At 60.1% G+C, this 15,688-nt stretch carries 17 protein-coding genes; 8 read left to right on the forward strand and 9 right to left on the reverse strand.

Annotation, left to right across the window (positions count from 1 at the left end):
* The first annotated feature begins 11 nt into the window (after positions 1-11).
* The gene (gene arsH / locus ACRHIG_RS17740; protein ID WP_489627293.1) at positions 12-770 is read left to right on the forward strand and encodes an arsenical resistance protein ArsH; all 759 of its coding nucleotides are present in this window, start codon (positions 12-14) and stop codon (positions 768-770) included.
* Positions 771-774: 4 nt separating this feature from the next.
* Here the strand turns inward: arsH and ACRHIG_RS17745 are convergent, their stop codons facing one another.
* Positions 775-1,758, reverse strand: a complete 984-nt coding sequence (locus ACRHIG_RS17745; protein ID WP_489627294.1) for an acetoacetate decarboxylase (ADC) — start codon at positions 1,756-1,758, stop codon at positions 775-777.
* 43 nt (positions 1,759-1,801) lie between these two features.
* Positions 1,802-3,058 (reverse strand): NADH:flavin oxidoreductase/NADH oxidase family protein, encoded by a 1,257-nt coding sequence (locus tag ACRHIG_RS17750; protein WP_489627295.1) that lies wholly within the window; start codon positions 3,056-3,058, stop codon positions 1,802-1,804.
* 235 nt (positions 3,059-3,293) lie between these two features.
* Here ACRHIG_RS17750 and ACRHIG_RS17755 point away from each other — a divergent pair, with 235 nt between their 5' ends.
* Together ACRHIG_RS17755 and ACRHIG_RS17760 are read left to right on the forward strand one after the other, a co-directional pair.
* The gene (locus tag ACRHIG_RS17755; protein ID WP_489627296.1) at positions 3,294-4,082 is read left to right on the forward strand and encodes a type 1 glutamine amidotransferase domain-containing protein; all 789 of its coding nucleotides are present in this window, start codon (positions 3,294-3,296) and stop codon (positions 4,080-4,082) included.
* 16 nt (positions 4,083-4,098) lie between these two features.
* Entirely contained in the window at positions 4,099-4,512 is a 414-nt protein-coding gene (locus ACRHIG_RS17760; RefSeq protein WP_489627297.1) for a MerR family transcriptional regulator, read from the forward strand.
* Positions 4,513-4,531: 19 nt separating this feature from the next.
* Here ACRHIG_RS17760 and ACRHIG_RS17765 read toward each other — a convergent pair whose 3' ends face one another.
* The gene (locus tag ACRHIG_RS17765) at positions 4,532-5,026 is read right to left on the reverse strand and encodes a MarR family winged helix-turn-helix transcriptional regulator (protein ID WP_489627298.1); all 495 of its coding nucleotides are present in this window, start codon (positions 5,024-5,026) and stop codon (positions 4,532-4,534) included.
* Positions 5,019-6,350 (reverse strand): S41 family peptidase, encoded by a 1,332-nt coding sequence (locus ACRHIG_RS17770; RefSeq protein ID WP_489627299.1) that lies wholly within the window; start codon positions 6,348-6,350, stop codon positions 5,019-5,021. The genes ACRHIG_RS17765 and ACRHIG_RS17770 overlap by 8 nt, the downstream gene beginning before the upstream one ends.
* Positions 6,351-6,438: 88 nt before the next feature.
* Between ACRHIG_RS17770 and ACRHIG_RS17775 the strand changes: the two genes are divergently transcribed.
* The gene (locus ACRHIG_RS17775) at positions 6,439-6,801 is read left to right on the forward strand and encodes a hypothetical protein (RefSeq protein WP_489627300.1); all 363 of its coding nucleotides are present in this window, start codon (positions 6,439-6,441) and stop codon (positions 6,799-6,801) included.
* An 85-nt stretch (positions 6,802-6,886) separates the two neighbouring features.
* Here the strand turns inward: ACRHIG_RS17775 and ACRHIG_RS17780 are convergent, their stop codons facing one another.
* Positions 6,887-7,945 (reverse strand): DUF455 family protein, encoded by a 1,059-nt coding sequence (locus tag ACRHIG_RS17780; protein ID WP_489627301.1) that lies wholly within the window; start codon positions 7,943-7,945, stop codon positions 6,887-6,889.
* A 25-nt stretch (positions 7,946-7,970) separates the two neighbouring features.
* Entirely contained in the window at positions 7,971-8,882 is a 912-nt protein-coding gene (locus tag ACRHIG_RS17785) for a hypothetical protein (RefSeq protein ID WP_489627302.1), read from the reverse strand.
* A 492-nt stretch (positions 8,883-9,374) separates the two neighbouring features.
* On the opposite strand from ACRHIG_RS17785, the gene ACRHIG_RS17790 reads away from it, so the two are divergent.
* Genes ACRHIG_RS17790 through ACRHIG_RS17805 form a run of 4 tightly spaced genes read left to right on the forward strand, consistent with a single transcriptional unit; the run spans position 9,375 to position 12,993 of the window.
* Complete coding sequence (locus ACRHIG_RS17790) at positions 9,375-10,445, forward strand: phenylacetate--CoA ligase family protein (protein WP_489627303.1); 1,071 nt, start codon at positions 9,375-9,377, stop codon at positions 10,443-10,445.
* A 36-nt stretch (positions 10,446-10,481) separates the two neighbouring features.
* Positions 10,482-11,459, forward strand: coding sequence for an ABC transporter substrate-binding protein (locus ACRHIG_RS17795; RefSeq protein ID WP_489627304.1), 978 nt, complete (start codon positions 10,482-10,484; stop codon positions 11,457-11,459).
* Positions 11,459-12,268, forward strand: a complete 810-nt coding sequence (locus tag ACRHIG_RS17800) for an ABC transporter permease (RefSeq protein ID WP_475417931.1) — start codon at positions 11,459-11,461, stop codon at positions 12,266-12,268. Before ACRHIG_RS17795 ends, ACRHIG_RS17800 begins: the two co-directional genes overlap by 1 nt.
* Positions 12,268-12,993, forward strand: a complete 726-nt coding sequence (locus ACRHIG_RS17805; RefSeq protein ID WP_475417929.1) for an ABC transporter ATP-binding protein — start codon at positions 12,268-12,270, stop codon at positions 12,991-12,993. Before ACRHIG_RS17800 ends, ACRHIG_RS17805 begins: the two co-directional genes overlap by 1 nt.
* Here the strand turns inward: ACRHIG_RS17805 and ACRHIG_RS17810 are convergent.
* From ACRHIG_RS17810 to ACRHIG_RS17820, 3 genes are all read right to left on the reverse strand, one after another.
* Positions 12,978-13,400, reverse strand: a complete 423-nt coding sequence (locus ACRHIG_RS17810; protein WP_489627305.1) for a methyltransferase domain-containing protein — start codon at positions 13,398-13,400, stop codon at positions 12,978-12,980. The two genes, ACRHIG_RS17805 and ACRHIG_RS17810, sit on opposite strands and share 16 nt — an antisense overlap.
* 156 nt (positions 13,401-13,556) lie before the next feature.
* Positions 13,557-14,240: a hypothetical protein gene (locus ACRHIG_RS17815; RefSeq protein ID WP_489627306.1), complete on the reverse strand. Its 684-nt coding sequence runs from the start codon at positions 14,238-14,240 to the stop codon at positions 13,557-13,559.
* A gap of 27 nt (positions 14,241-14,267) precedes the next feature.
* Complete coding sequence (locus ACRHIG_RS17820) at positions 14,268-15,611, reverse strand: sulfatase-like hydrolase/transferase (protein ID WP_489627307.1); 1,344 nt, start codon at positions 15,609-15,611, stop codon at positions 14,268-14,270.
* Between the last annotated feature and the right edge of the window lie 77 nt (positions 15,612-15,688).

Genomic DNA, 15,688 nt, shown 5'->3' on the forward strand with positions numbered 1-15,688 from the left:
ATTCGACTATCATGGAATTATTGAATAAGGAAACCATCATGCATGAATTGCCCAACATCAGCGCAGCCCACCTCGACACGCCGACCCTCGATAAACTGGCGCCGCCGACGGTGGCCACGCATCCGCCACGCATCCTGCTGCTGTACGGCTCGCTGCGTGAACGTTCATTCAGCCGTTTGCTGACCCTGGAGGCGGAGCGGCTGCTGCAGCATTTCGGCGCCGAGACACGGGTCTTCGACCCGCATGGCTTGCCCATGGTCGACAGCGTCAGCCCCGACCATCCCAAGGTGCGGGAATTGCGCGAGCTGTCGCTGTGGTCGGAAGGCCAGGTCTGGTGCAGTCCGGAACGTCATGGCGCCGTGACGGGCGTGTTCAAGTCGCAGATCGACTGGCTGCCGCTGGAAATGGGCAGCGTGCGTCCCACCCAAGGGCGCACTCTGGCGGTGATGCAGGTGTCGGGTGGCTCGCAATCGTTCAACGCCGTCAACGGCTTGCGCGTGCTGGGCCGCTGGATGCGCATGGTGACGATCCCGAACCAGTCGTCCGTCGCCAAGGCCTACCAGGAATTCGACGACAACGACCGCATGAAGCCGTCGCCGTACTACGACCGCCTGGTCGACGTCATGGAAGAATTGTATAAATTCACCCTGGTCGTGCGCGACCGCTCCGATTACCTGACCAGCCGCTACAGCGAGCGCAAGGAATCCATGCCGCTCGATGCGCGCGCCCTTGCCGCGGCGGCCATGGAACACGAGACGCCGGGCAAGTAGCCTGTTACTGACCTATTAATAAGGGTTTCGGCGCATACAGCGCATTTTGGAATTCCGGCACATATTCATATTTCATCATCTTGCCCAGCTTCAATGACTTGAGATAGCTGGAGAAGCTGCCATCGCCCAGTGCCAGGTCGACCGCTTCCGCGCTCGTGCTCGTTGCATGGCTGAGCTGGCGCGAAACGGCATAGCCATACGTCAGCGTGCCGGCGCCATCCTTGTTGGTGAAGCTGTTCGTCACCAGTTCGGGCTGGTGCGACAGGCCATCCAGCTTTTTCCCTGCAAAGACAAAATCGAGCTTGCCCGTTGCGTTGTCCATGACTTCAAAGGAGACGGTGTCGTCCGTTTCCTTGCGCTCGATACCGGTCAGCCACTTGGGCAGGTTGTAGCCGACGACACCGCGCACCCTGGCCAGTTCCGTGTTGACGGGCAGCTTGAGCACATAGCCCCAGAAATCGTTGGACAGCGATTGCCCCAGCAAGGTGAAAGGGCCGAAACTGGAGGTGCCGGGCTTGTTCGTCACGATCGCCAGGGAAATTTCATTGTAGCTGTCGTTGTCGCAGTATTCATAGGCGTAGGCCGTCAATGCCACCGCGCCCCGGCCCGGCCATACTTGCAATGGCTGCACCTGCTTCAGTATGTCTTCCGGCATCAGTTCCTTCAGCCTGGCCAGGTCGGCCGTGAAGACGGCCGTGATTTTATTGTTTTTATAATAGAAATTCGGTGAATACGAGTCAAAGCCGATGGCAACCTTTTCTTTTTTGATTCCCTTGAACCAGCTCAAGTCGAGCTCCGGCGCTTCCGACGCGATCACCGATAAGGGCGGATTCGAGCGATAGCGGTCGTACAGGCCGCCGGCCGCCACCGGCAGGTCATGGCCGGCGATATTGATGATGACCTGCTTGTTTTCAACAGGATTGTCGGCCCACGACGGGGCGGCGGCGGCACTCCATATCAATGCGGATACCGCCGCGACAATTTTCATGTTCATTGCTTGCACCTTTCATGTTGGATTGGAATTAATTGAGTCACAGGCCGCCGGGCGCCAGCCTGTTCATCCGGCGGCGATACTGCCGGTTCCTGATGGCGGTTTCCCATTGCTGCATCGCCAGCGCCAGGGCGGGCGCCACATTGGGCTTCGTTTGCTTGCCCTGGCTCAGACGCCGCAGCTGATACTTGACCATCGCCATATAACCGATCGACGACAGCACCTTGTTTTTCCAGGTAATGGCCCTGAGCAAGGGGCTGGCCGATTGATCGGCACGCCATGCTTTCGGCAGTTGCGGGTCGATGGCCAGCGCCGTTCCCATGCCTGCCATGGCAATGCCGCTGCCCAGCACTTGCTCGACCACCGGGTAGCGGCGTATGCCGCCCGTCACCATGATGGGCATCGTGGCCACGGTGGCGATGTCCTTGGCAAACTCCAGGAAATACGCTTCGCGGGCCAAGGTTCGGCCGTCGCGGGTCTGGCCATGCATGGCAGGGGCTTCATAACTGCCGCCGGACAATTCGATCAGGTCCACGCCCAGGCTGTTGAGCATGGAAACCACCTGCCTGGCATCCTCCGAGCTGAAGCCGCCTTTCTGGAAATCCGCCGAGTTGAGCTTCACGGCGACGGCAAAGCCTTTGCCCACGGCCTGCCGCACCCCGTTGACGACGTCCACCAGCAGCCGCGCCCGGTTCTCGAGCGAGCCGCCCCAGCGGTCCGTGCGCTTGTTCGTGATAGGGGAGAGGAACTGGCTGAGCAGGTAGCCGTGCGCGGCATGGATTTGCACGCCCGTAAAGCCAAACTGTTCCGCCAGCCTGGCAGAGTTGATAAAGCGTTGCTTCACGTCGGCAATGTCGGCTTCCGTCATTGCACGCGGCGCGGAAAACTGCTTGGAAAAGTTGCCCATATCCATGGGCACGGCCGAGGGCGCGATGGTTTCCTGTCCCATGGCGGCCGGCATCTGGCGTCCGGGATGGTTAATCTGCATCCAGATCTGCGCCCCGCGTGAACGGGCAGTGCGGGACCATTGCTCGAAGCGGGCGCCAAATTGCGTAGAATCGAGCACCACGCCGCCCGGTCCCGTCATGGCGCGCCGGTCGATCATCACGTTTCCTGTGATCATCAAGCCAACGCCGCCGTCGGCCCACGACTGGTACAGGCGGATCAGCTCCTGTGAGGGCGCGTGATCGTTGTCAGCCATGTTCTCTTCCATGGCGGCTTTGGCGAGGCGGTTCGGAATGACGCTTCCATTGGGCAGCGTCAGCGGGGTAAAGGTCATTGGCGTAAAGGCTTGCATGCTTATCTCCAGGGTTGCGATGGCCTTACGATAAGCTTTAAGCTAACTTGAAGGTCAAGCTCTAAAACGCACTTTTTTTGCCTGTGTCCCGTTCGCAACACGGGCTGGAAGAAACGCAGCAGCCTGAGACAACAAACTCCTGGCACCGCCCATCTGCCGCTTGACATTCAAGTTGGCTTTAAGCTTATAGTGGATCACATGGCGCAGGCCACGCAACCATCAGGAGGACGATCCCATGTCAGTTTTCAAGCAGCTTTTCCTCGCGCTCATGCCCGTGCTGTCCATGCAGATCGTTGCTGCGGAACCGGCGGCGCCAAAGCGGGAACCAGGCACGGTACTCGTGGTCATGACCAATCATTCCCAGTATCCGAGCAGAAACGACCATACCGGGCTTTGGCTCACGGAACTCACGCACGTGTATGACGCGCTGAAGGACGCCGGCTATGGCGTCGACTTCGTCAGCCCGAACGGTGGCGCCGTGCCGCTCGATGAGCGCAGCCTGGGATGGCTGTATATGGATGGCGCCGCAAAAAGCCACTTGAAAGATCCCGCTTTCATGGCGGCGCTGGCGTCGACACGAGCGGCGGCCGACATCGATCCTGCCGGCTACCAGGCTATTTTCTACACGGGCGGCCATGGCACGATGTGGGATTTCAAGGGCAACCAGGACCTCAAGCGCATTGCCGAGGCGATCTACCGCAACGGCGGCATCGTTTCTTCCGTCTGCCACGGCGCCGCCGGCCTGCTCGACCTGCAGGACGAAAACGGCAAGCCGCTGATACAAGGGCGCCGTGTGACGGGCTTTTCGAATACGGAGGAGTCGCTGGCCGGCATCAAGGATCAGGTACCCTATCTGCTGCAAAGCGAGCTCGAGGGCAGGGGAGCGCTATATGATAAAGGCTTCATCCCGTTCGGCAGCTTCGTGATGACCGATGGCCGCCTCGTCACGGGCCAGAATCCCGGATCGGGCAAGGAAGTGGCGCAAGCGCTGCTCGCGGCTTTGCGAAACAACAAACCAGAATAAGGGAGCAGGAAAAAAGATGAAAATCGGCGAACTGGCCAAGCGCAGCGGCCTGGCGGCGTCCACGATACGTTTCTACGAAGCCAAGGGCTTGCTGAAAGCCGTGGACCGGCAATCGAACGGCTACCGCGACTATCCGCTGGAAGCGGTGGCGGTACTGTCCATCATCACCGACGCCCAGCAGGCGGGCTTTTCCCTGGACGAAATCAGGCAAGTCTTGCCGGAGGATATTTCATCATGGAAACATGATGAGCTGATGGTGGCGCTCAGGAAGAAGATCGCCGATATCGAATCCCTGGAGGTGCGGCTGGCGCAGAACAAGGCGCATCTGCTGTCGCTGATTCAGATGATCGAGGCAAAACCCGATGAGCTGGACTGCAAGGATAATACGGCCAGGATCATGGAAAGCATGGGGATAGCCAGTAAAAAATGAAGACAAAACTGCTTGTGCGTCAGGTCAAACGCGCCGGGGAATGGATGCGCTTGTCCAGCGGCCTCTCGTTGAGCGCATCGGCGGCCCGGTCCACGAATTGCCTGACGTCCCCCACCTCGGCAAACAGGCCGGCATAGGCCGCCCGGATCAGCACCGTGCACTGCTCGAATTTCGCGAGCTGCGACAAGCCTTCCTCCGTGGGCACCAATAGCCGTCGCCGGGCATCATTGTCATCGTTCCGATACCGTATGAGGCCCAGACGGAGCAGCTTTGGTATCTTTTGCATGACCAGCTGGTGCGAATGTCCGAGTTCGCGCGCCAGATCCGCGGCGGAGGCCGTGCCGAGCGTTGCCAGGACAGTCATCAGCGAACACGAACGGACCGGGATGACGATTCCCATCGTATCGAAGACAGTCTTGGATTGCTCGGCGATCAGGACGCTCAGCCGTTCGACAGCGCGGCCGAGAAACACGGCGTCATCAATCGGGGCCGGTTGATGGGTCTTTTTAGTCAAGGCGCTTGTACCTCTGGATGCTGCCATCCTTGTTCACGCGTTCCAGCTCCGTCACTTTTCCGCGCAAGGTATTCAGGCGGTATCGAAAATCCGACACGCCTTCCACGGCGAACAGGTTGGGACCGATCGGCTCAAGCGCGACCCGAAACCGTTCGCGCCAGAGATAGTAGAGCGTGCCATTGTCCAGGATGATCTGGCGGCCTTCATATTTTCCGGCCGCTTTTGTCAACACCGCGGCATCGACGTGCGGGCGCTCGATCGCTGCCGTCAGGCTCGGGAGCAGCCAGGCAAGTTCGGTTCGCCTGGCGTCATCGGTCTTCGCCAGATGTTCAAGCGCCAGCTTGTGCGCCAGAGGAAGCGCGCGAATAGAGGGGCTAGGGATATCAGGTTGCACGCCGACACCTTCGAAATCGCCATGGTCCACGGGGTCCTGGATCTGGCCGATCGGCACTTGCACGAAAAAATCGTCGTTCAGGGGCTTGCGCGCAACCGGATGCGCACCGCCAGCGGTCCGCTCGCCGATCAGCGTAGCCCGCCCGAGCTTCTTCATCGCATAGGAAAACCATTCTGCGGAGGAAAACGACGTGGAGCCGGTCAGGATATAGACGGGCTTGTCCACCATGCGCTTGCCCGGCAGGCCCGGCAGTACCCATTGTCCGCGCTGGATACGCTTGCCATCCTCATTGTAATAGTAGTCGAAGAGCAGCTGGTCTTTCTCGCTGGAGAAGAAATAGCTCGCCAGGAATTGCGCCATTTCCAGATGTCCGCCATTGTTATAGCGCAAATCGATGATGACGGCATCCGTATTGCCGACGAAGCGCATAACGGACGCGGCCGTATCATAGGCAAGCTCGGGATCGGCAAAATAGCTGAACCGTATATAACCGATATTGCCCTGCAGGCGAGCGACCTCGTCGAAACCGAAATTAGCCTCTTCCAACCTGCTCAATTCCTCTTTTCGTATCTTGGCCTTGAGCGCCGGGTTGGCCTTTGCCTTGAATTCCGCGATCCATTGGGAGTCGGCTCCCACGAAGAAATGCAGGTCGCCGCTGACTTTGATGAGATCGTCGGTCAGCTTGCTCGCAAACGCTGCCTTCGTTGCCGCCGAATCATAATCTCCCTTTTTCAGACGCTCCTGAAGCACGGGTACAATTTTTCGCGCGATGTCCGGAAACGCGTAGTTCGTATTCAAGGTGCTGTCGAGGGAGGCGATGATCGCACCCTTTTCGTCTCGCGAGATGCCCGGCACCTCGGCAAATGCGCCCGATGCGCAAATGATGGACAGCGCCGACAGCGCTTGAAGCAGACATGAGTGATAGCGCATTCTAAGGTTTCTCCCCGGTGAGACTCAAGAATACAATATATTGCGCAATATGTTGTAAAAAATTAAGCAACATCGGGCGGCTTCCATCATGTACAAGCAGCACAAGGCTGCAAACGTGCTGAACGACCGTTACCCGATGGCGGCCAAAGCCAATAACAAGGCGCAGCAGCAGGATAATCAAGCACCTCAGCCAGTGCAGCGATGGAATGCGGGCGAGTTTTCCGCTTTCAATAGCCGTCAAAAAGCGATGGTGAAGCTCATGGTGCAAGCAGATGGCCGGTTATCCACATATAGCCGTGGTGAAGTGCAATCGGGCAACTTGCAGGATAGCTCCATGTTCATTGGCAATTCGCGCTTTCGCATCGAACCTCATGCCGACGGATTCCTGGCGACGGAACAGTCTGATGTCTCGCTCCAGCTGCGCTTCGAGCGCCAGGGGAGTGGGCGATAGGGGCAGGAGAGGGGGACTGTCTTGCATCCCTGTGCCAGGCAAGGGATGCATCAGGTCAGGCTGAGCAGCATCTTTTTCTTCTCGATCAGCCAGGTGGGAAAACCGATGTCGGAGCGCAGCGTATCGCGCCATCCGCCGGTGCCGAAGACGGGCAGGCCGACTTTTTCGATAGCCGCAGCATTTGCGCAAACACATGCTCTTCGCTCAGTCCATCGCGCTGCGCCAGATAGTGCAGCCATCGGTTGCCGATGCGTGCATGCAGCGCTTCGTCATTATTGATGACCAGAAAGCTCAGCGTCTCCTCTTCACGCGCCGCGCGCTGCAAATGGGTGGCAAGGTTCAGGTTGGTCTCGACCGCATTGGCCTCCTGCAGCAACTGCTGGACGATCAGGCCGTCCAGGAGATTGTCCGCCGACATGAAGCGTTCCAGTACCGTGTTGGTATAAGGGAAGGCGCCGATGATGCCGCCGCGCTCCAGGTACAGCGACTGGATGTAGCTTGCGTGGCGGGCCTCATCCCATATCTGCCGGCCCATGTCGCCCATGAAGGCGTCCGGCATGTCCGGGTTATCCAGGAGCATGTAGGCACAAATTTCCATTGCGGAGATTTCGACGTCGACCAGTACGTAAAAAAGAAAGCCCAGGTAGTTTGCGTCATCGTCGAGGATGCCGCGTCCTTCGATGAAGCGGAACGGCTTGACGGCAGACCAGTGCAGCGCGGCGTCGCGGGCCGGTTGCCGTGGCGGAGTGCTGTCGCCAGCCGCGTGGCGCTGCTCCAGCAAGGGCAGTTTTTCCACGAGCAAGGTCATGAGCGGCATTTCCGGCGCAAACAGGATGGCGCTGGATAAGGCCGGCAGCAACGTCCGGGCACGCGCCGCCAGGGCCGCCGGTCCCTGCGGCGGCATGATGGCCGCAGTGATCGCCGGCATGTCGGGCAGGCTGATGATCTCGTCCGTGGCGATCTGCGCCCGGCGCGCGCCGACTGCGCAAAACAGTTGCAGCAGGCCGTCCAGCGCAAGCCCGACGGCTATCTTCTCGTCTATCGAAGGGGCAGCGACCAATTGCTGGCAATGCCGTTGCAGGCAGGTGTGCAGACAGGCGTCGACGTCCGAATAATAGCGCTTGATCGCATCCATCCGTAGCATGATGCTCCTCCTGTCTGGTGGCAGATTAGCGGGCCTTCGGGCCGGGCCTGCTGCTGTCGGCATGCGCCGGTTCAGTTGTGCGTAGAACAAAATCGACCATTTGTTCCAGCCGGGCAGTGAGCCAGGCGTCGCCGTGGCTGGCCGAAACCAGCTGGACCGTCTCGGCAAAGAAGCGGCAGCTTGCAAAGAGGGTACGATACAACTGGGTGGGCGCCAGCCCATCGCAACGCGTTTCGGCCAGGCGCACCAGCAGTTGGGGGCTCAGGCGCTGCTCCGCGTGGCGGTATCCTTCCAGCGGCAAGCCGTGCGCCAGCTGCAGCATCGGCAGCAAGCCCTTCGCGCGCATGACGTCGAGCGAGTCGCCGGCTTCCCAATACTCGCCACGGGCAATCTTGGTGTGGGTGTACCAGATCCAGCCGCAAAATTTATTGTACGTATCTTCGAGAAAAGCTGGATCTGCTGACGCCGCATGTCCGGCCGCATGCGGCGCCGACGCCCGGAACGGTGGAATGCCCACCAGCAGCAGCCCTTGCTGAGGCTGGCTTGCTGCGCTTGCATGTAGATAGTGAATATCGATCTTGACCAGGGTGTCCTGGCAATCCCAGAAATGAATCAGGAGGTCGGGCATCTGCAAATGGGTCGCCGGGAACTGAGCTATCGCGCGTCCGTGCTGCTGCAGGCATTGCGCGACGGCGGCCTGGAGGCGCAGCCGGCTTGTCGGGTCATCGCAGCACATGGCGAGGTCGATATCTGAATAGGCATCGCCGCTGCCCGTGGATAGCGACCCCGTCAACAACATGTCAGCGTCACCACAGGCGAGGACTGTGTCGGCAATTGCTTCGATGAGTGACAATTGAATGGTTTGCTGCGCCATGTTTTCTGCTAAAAAATGCATGGCTCTGGTATTTAATTGGCGCGCGACCGTGTTGTTTCTCATATTCCTATCCTATCGATAGTTTAATAAGGTATAACCATGGGGAAAAATATTCCCGATGCATGACATCAGCGTTGCAAAATTGTCCCGAAAAATAATGCCGGGGCATAGTGGTGTGCGGTGAAAGAAATCTGATTATAATATGGGATACATGGAATTACAAACGTGCGACAGGCATGTGAATTCTATTTGTACTGTTTTAAGGCCTGCGCCAAATATATCTTATCTGGTTAATTGCAATCCAACAGGAGCTGCCATGTCGCCTCTGGAATTGTCGCGCAACTTTCATTTGACACGCACCTGGGGCTTGAGCCGCCAGAGGCTGCCCTCGCTGCGGCGCGTGATGCCGGAGCTTGCCGAGCGGGAAATTGACCTTCAATCGCTGCGCAGCCTGCCCATCATGGACAAGGCGCAATACCGGATCCTGGCGCAGGAGTGGCTGCAGACGAATGCGTCGCTTCCCCATTTCATGATACGCACGGGGGAACCACGGGCATGCCGACCTTGCAGTGGGGTTATATGCCGCCCTATGCGCCGCCCGTTGCACCGTCGCCCGGCGAAGCATTACGCCCGCTGTACCTGAAGGCCGGCGATGGCCGCCAGGGGACCGTGCCGCACTTTCCGCGCGATGTGGGGGCGCTGATCGCGCCTTTGCGCGATGAGGATGGCTACCGCATCATGATCGAGATATTAAAGACGAAATATAATTTCGCCGGATATGAAGAGCAGTTTTCCCGCATCTCGATACCGTTGCCGGCTGCAAAGAAATTGGTTCATTATATATTGGTGAATAATATTGAACTGCATGGATCTGGCCTGAAGGAAGTACATACGAATTCTTCGTTCGTGACGCAATCCTGGCGAAATAAAATTGAATCGGTATTGAGTGCGAAGTTAATAGATCATTACGGATTCACTGAAATTCAGAATGCTCGCGCGCATGAATGTCCGTATTGCGGTTATTATCATTTCCCTGACACTATTTATCCCGAAGTGGTCGATACCCGGGACCGGCTGCTCACCGCGCCGCATGCCAACGGCCGTCTGTTGGTGACGCGCCTGTTGGAAGAGCACGATCATGCCATGCCGGCGCTTCGCTTCGACAGCGGCGACGTCGTGCAAATAGGCGCATATTGCGAGATGGCAGGCGAATGCGGTTTCAAGCCATGGGGCAAGGTGGACCACAGTATCGTGATCGACAGCGCCGGTGGCGACGACCTGTATCCCGTGCGTTATGGGGATATCCAGGAAGCGCTCGACCATGATCCGCTGGTGGGCCGGATCGACAATACGCGCCATTCGCTGGTCACGCCAACGGAGGGCGATGCCTTTCCCAAATGGCGGCTGGTATCGCGCGGGGAGCGGCGCCCCAGGCTGGAAGTGGAAATGCTGTTTGATCCGCGTCTGTTTGCCGAGGCCTGGCGCGGGTTTGAAGTGCAACTGCGCCTGGCGCTGGGAAGCAGCAACCGCGCGTATCAGCATGCCATCGATACGGCAGGCTTTCACCTGGAGATAGCAGGCTTGCCGCCCGGTTCGCTGAAAGACATGGATGTTATGAAATCCTAGCCTGCGATCCGTCCGCGCCCAAGCCCGATGATGCCCATGTCCAAATACTGCCGCACCCGCCGCGCGCTGTTAACTTCGTCGGCGGCGCTGGCTGTTGTTGCTGCCTGCCCAGGTCTTGCTGCCAAGGAGGCAGCGGCGGCCGGTTTGCCTGTCGTGCGCTGGGGCACGTTTCGTAACTACCAGCCCGTGTACATCGGCATCGCAGCAGGCTTTTTCAAGTCTGCCGGCGTGCATGTCGCCATGACCGGCAATTTCAGCAGCGGCCCGGCCATCGTCCAGGCGGCAGGACTGGGCCAGCTCGATGCCGGCCATGCTGCGATCACGGGCCTGGCCAATGCGGCAGCGCAGGGCGTCGGGGTAATTGGGGTTGCCGATTCTCAGACGGAATTCGCCGATGCTCCTCTGCAGCAATGGTTCGTCCTGCACGCGGGGCCGGTCAAGGGCATGGCCGACCTGCGCGGGCGTCGCATCGCCGTCAACTCCCTATCCGGTTCCTTCTATTACACCACGCTGCTCGCGCTGCGCAAGCTCGGCATTGCCAAGTCGGAGGTCCATTTCGTGACACTGCCGCATGAGCGCCAGGAGCAGGCCTTGCTGGCGGGCTTGATCGATGTTGCCGCGCTGATCGATCCCTATAGCGTATCGATGGCAGCGCAGGCCAAGTTGCGTCGGCTCTTTACGGGAGCCGACATCATCGGCGAGCGGCAGTTTTCGCTGGTATTTTTCCGCAAAAAGATGCTGGAAGAGCAGGCCGATACGGTCAGCCGCTTTTTGGCCGGCTATCGCCAGGCCGTCGCCTTCCTGCAGAACGATATCCAGCACGGGAATGCGATCATGGCCAGGGCGCTGGGCCTCAAGCAAAGCGTGATGGTGGCGCACCGCTATACCAGCAATGCGCAGGTGCGGATGCGCGATGTCCAGTTCTGGCTCGATGTCATGCGGCAGGACGGTGGCCTGAGGCAGGCGCCTGGCCTGCGGGGCGATGCCTGCGCCACGGACCGCTTCAATCCGTGATGGCCCGCCCTGCGACCGGCCTGGGCGGCCCTGGCCATGCTGGCCGCTGGCGGGATCGGCGCGCGCCGCAGCTGCTTGGCCTGCTGGGCGTTGCCGCTGCGCTACTGGCATGGGAAGCGTTGATCCGCCTGCAGCTGCTCGACCCTGTCTATCTGCCACCGCCCGGCGAGGTGCTGGCGGCCTTGCCGTCGCTGCTGTGGCACGGTCCGCTGCTGGCCGACATGCGAGCCAGCCTGCATGCGGTGCTGGCCGGTACTGTGCTTGCCTGCCTGTTCGCGCTGCCAGCAGCGGCGCTGGCCCATTTTTATGCGCCGTTCCGATGGCTGACGGCTCCCCTGGTCGAACTGGTGCGTGGCATTGCTCCGTTGGCGCTGCTGCCGGCTTTTCTGCTGATCTTCGGACTGGGCGGCAAGAGCACGATCGCCATCATTGTCTGGGTCGCCTGGCCGCCTCTGTTCATCAATGTCCTGGCTGGGCTCGACGCTACCTGCCGCACGCTAATCGACGCGGCCCGGAGCATGGGCGCGAATCTGCCCTGGCTGCTGGCGAGCGTCTACCTGCCCGCCGTATTCGGACACCTGCTGGCCGGCCTGCGGCTTGCATTGGGCAGCGCCTGGCTTGCCGTCGTCGCCGCCGAAATGCTGGGCGCAAACGCCGGCATCGGCTTTCGCATCCTCGAGTGGTCGCAAACCTTCCAGGTGACCGCGATGTATGGCGCGATTGTTGTCACTGGCGTGGTATCGCTGGGCATCAATGGCGCCATTGCATGGCTGGCGCGCGCGTGCGCGCCGCACCTGGAGGAACGGTGATGGCCCGTCCCCTGCTGCGGGTAGACGCGGTCTCCCATGCATTTCAAGCACGCCAGGTGATACGCAATTGCTCCTTCACTCTAGGCGAGCGCGAGGTCGTGGCGCTGGTGGGGCCCAGCGGGGTTGGCAAAAGCACGCTGCTGCGCATACTGGCGGGCTTGGTGCGTCCGCAGCAGGGCAGCGTGACGCTGTCTGCCCGCGCGGTGCAACCCGGCATGTCCGGCCTGGCCATGGTGTTCCAGGATTACGCGCTGTTTCCCTGGCTCAGTGCACAGGGGAATGTCGAATATCCTCTGCTGGTCAATGGCGTGCCCAGAGCGCAGCGCCAGGCTGCGGCGCAGGCGGCCCTGCGTCAGGTCGGCCTGGGCGACAGCGGCCGTCTCTACCCGAGCCAGTTATCAGGCGGCATGCGGCAGCGCGTCGCCGTGGCCCGCGCGCTTGTCGCGCGGCCCGCCCTGATGCTGCTCGATGAGCCGCTGTCCGCCCTGGACCAGAAGACGCGTGAACACCTGCAGGGGCAGTTGGCCGAGGTGTTTGAGCAACTCGCCTGTGCCGCCGTGCTTGTAACGCATGATTTGCCGGAAGCCATACGGCTGGCGCAGCGGGTCATCGTGCTGACGGGCAATGGCGACAGCATTGTCGCCGACCTGCCGATACCACCCGGCGATGGCCGCCAGCAGCACGCGCTGCTGCTAGACCTGCTGGCCGCTCAACACTTGGCGTAGCGCCAGAACAGGCGCCGCGCCGCTTGCCCATTGCTGAGCACAAGCCGCTCTTCCTCGATGGCGGAGGCCAGTTCAAAACCCACCTCATGCGCAAATTGCCGTATCCATTGCGGATGCCAGGGGAAGACGGCAATATCGTTCCCTATCGGTTCGCCGGGGTTGGCGCGCATGAAAAGCGTGCCGCCTGGCCGCAGCCAGCCATGTACCTTGCGCAATGCCGCGGCGACCTGCTGCGCGCCGCCGAAGTTGATGCTGCCCAGCGCCAGGCAGACGTCGATCGAGCCTTCTGCAAACGGGGCATCGTGCAGGTCGCAGACGAGATCGGCGGCATCATTGGCGATATCGATGCCGATCAGGTTGGGAATTTTGCCTTTGAATGGATTGAAGCCGCAGCCGACGTCGACCACTGTGCGTGGCCGCAGTGCATTGACCTGTTCGACCAGCGCATAACCGCTGAGGGGAAAGCGGTCGATCGACGCTTGCCAGGTTTGGGGGTGAAAAAGGCAATCAGCCTCGCGTTGTCGTTCATGTCTGGCGTCTCCCTCAGATCACGCAGGTGCGGGCTAGCCCTGCCATGGCATGGCAGGCCGCCAGGACGTCGGCGACGGGCTGGTTGCCCAGTCCCCACTGCCGTTCGAATTCCAACTCCGAACGGCCTGGACCTCGGAATGACTGTAATGCAGGCCCAGTTCGTTCAGTATCGGTTGCATGCTGCGCCGGCGCCTTAGCTGCCGCTGATGTTGAGTGGCAAACGCAGCGATGTCCGCATTGTCGGCGGCGATCTGGTTTGCCATGTTGGTCGAACTTTTGTACCAGCTGTAATCAGGATAGGAGATGCTGAAACCGCCGGCCGCCTCCCACCATGCCAGGCATGCGTGGTCAGGGCGGTGCACCAGCAGAAAGCGCGCTGCAGGAAAAGTGTGTTTCAGCCACGGCAAATGCCGGGCAAACAGATGGCTTTTCAAGAGCTTGGTGCCGCCGGCAGCGGCATAGGGGCCGGCGAATTCGTCCAGGAGTTCCGTCTTGCTCATGCTGCCAAGGTTGTCGAACTGGCGCCCATACTCCATCCCTGGACCGAAATAATTTCCGAAATGCAAAGTGCGACTTTCCCCCTCATGGCTGCGCTGCAAGCGCATGTCCGAACGATTGACGCCGTTGGCATACATCAGCGCATGGGCGATGGCGCTCCACTTCGAGCCTGGCGTGCCCACCACAAAAACAATATCTGCTCCGTCTTCCTTAAACATGCTGGTCCTTGTCCGGTGAGGTGGGCGTCAGGCACGTATGGTGTTGTAGTGCACTAACATCTCTGCCAGTTTCTGCTGTATCGATGCTTCATTCGACGGTTGCGGAAAATGCGCGTCGTTGAAGCGTTCGAGCCGGCTGATCGGATCGATCGGCGCCATGCCGCCCAGGTATTGTTCGAAGTCGGCCACCGTGCGGCTGAATTTGTGCTGGCCGGCCCAGACAGTTTCCTTGAACAGCAGATGGGGCAGGTGTCCCTGCTTTTTGCCATGAGAAAGCATGCGCTGCTGAAACTTGACGAAACGGGCCGTGTCGGCGACGTATGCCTGCGCATAGCCGTGGCGGCTGGCATAGGGCATCCTTTCGCGCACGGTTGCCGCCAGCGATATGCCGTCGATGCTGGCACGCTGCCGCCTGCGGTCGCCATTCAGGTCCAGGATGGTTGGCAGGATATCGACCGTGCGCACCCTTTCGGTATGGATGGCAGGCGCGACATCGTCGCCGATGAAGAGCAGTGGCACCCGTAGCACGCCCTCGGCCACGGAATTGAAGTGGCCGAAACTCTGTTCGTCGTATTCCTCGCCGTGGTCACCGAACAGCACGATCAGCCAGCGCTTTCCTGCGAGGCGCTGCCTGAGTTTTTCCATGAACGGGGCAAAGCGGTAGCGCAGGAAATGTTCAATGCCCTCCAGATACAGGCCGAAGATGTCTTCGGCACGGTCCGCCTTCCACAGTTCCTGAATCACGCGCTTGTAGCGCATCAGATGCTGCATGTCTTCTTCGTCGCGCAAGGTCTCGAACAGCTGGTCTTTGGGCAGGCTGGCCGACGTGCCGACGCGCTTTTCCAGTTCGGCCAGCTTGCTGCGGTAGGCGTCGCCGCCATATTGCAGGTTGTGAAAACCGTAGGGAACATGCACGCCGCCAAAATGGGCCAGGCTGACCGAGCGTTCCGCCTGCCCCAGCGCCGCGAGATAGGCGTCGTCGTTTTCGACCAGGAAATGATCGATGCCGCGGTCGAAACCCAGGGTCGGACCGAGTATCAGCGGAAAATCGCTTTTCAGTATGGTGCGGTAGCCGGAACGCTGCGCGCGGGTAAACAGCGTTTCGCCGCTTAGTTTCTTGTTGAAAAATTCGTAGACGCCATGCCGCAGCGGCCATTTGCCGTTCAGGATGGAGGCGTGCGAGGCCGACGTGTATGGCGCGGCCGAGACGCAGTTGGCAAAGAAGGCACCCTCGTCGACCAGGGCATCGAGCACCGACGTGTCGGGAGCGCTCAGGTGGGGATATTTGGCGGGCCACAGTTTCAGGGGATTGCGTCCGATGCAATCGCTGCGTAGCGTATCGATGGACAACAGGACTATGTGATCGTACACGGACGTCTCCATTTCAAAAGGGCAGGACTGCCGACTATTCCAGTTGCGGTCAAGATTTGCCCGGCAGTAGGCGTAAG

Source organism: Janthinobacterium sp. C22, assembly GCF_057919405.1.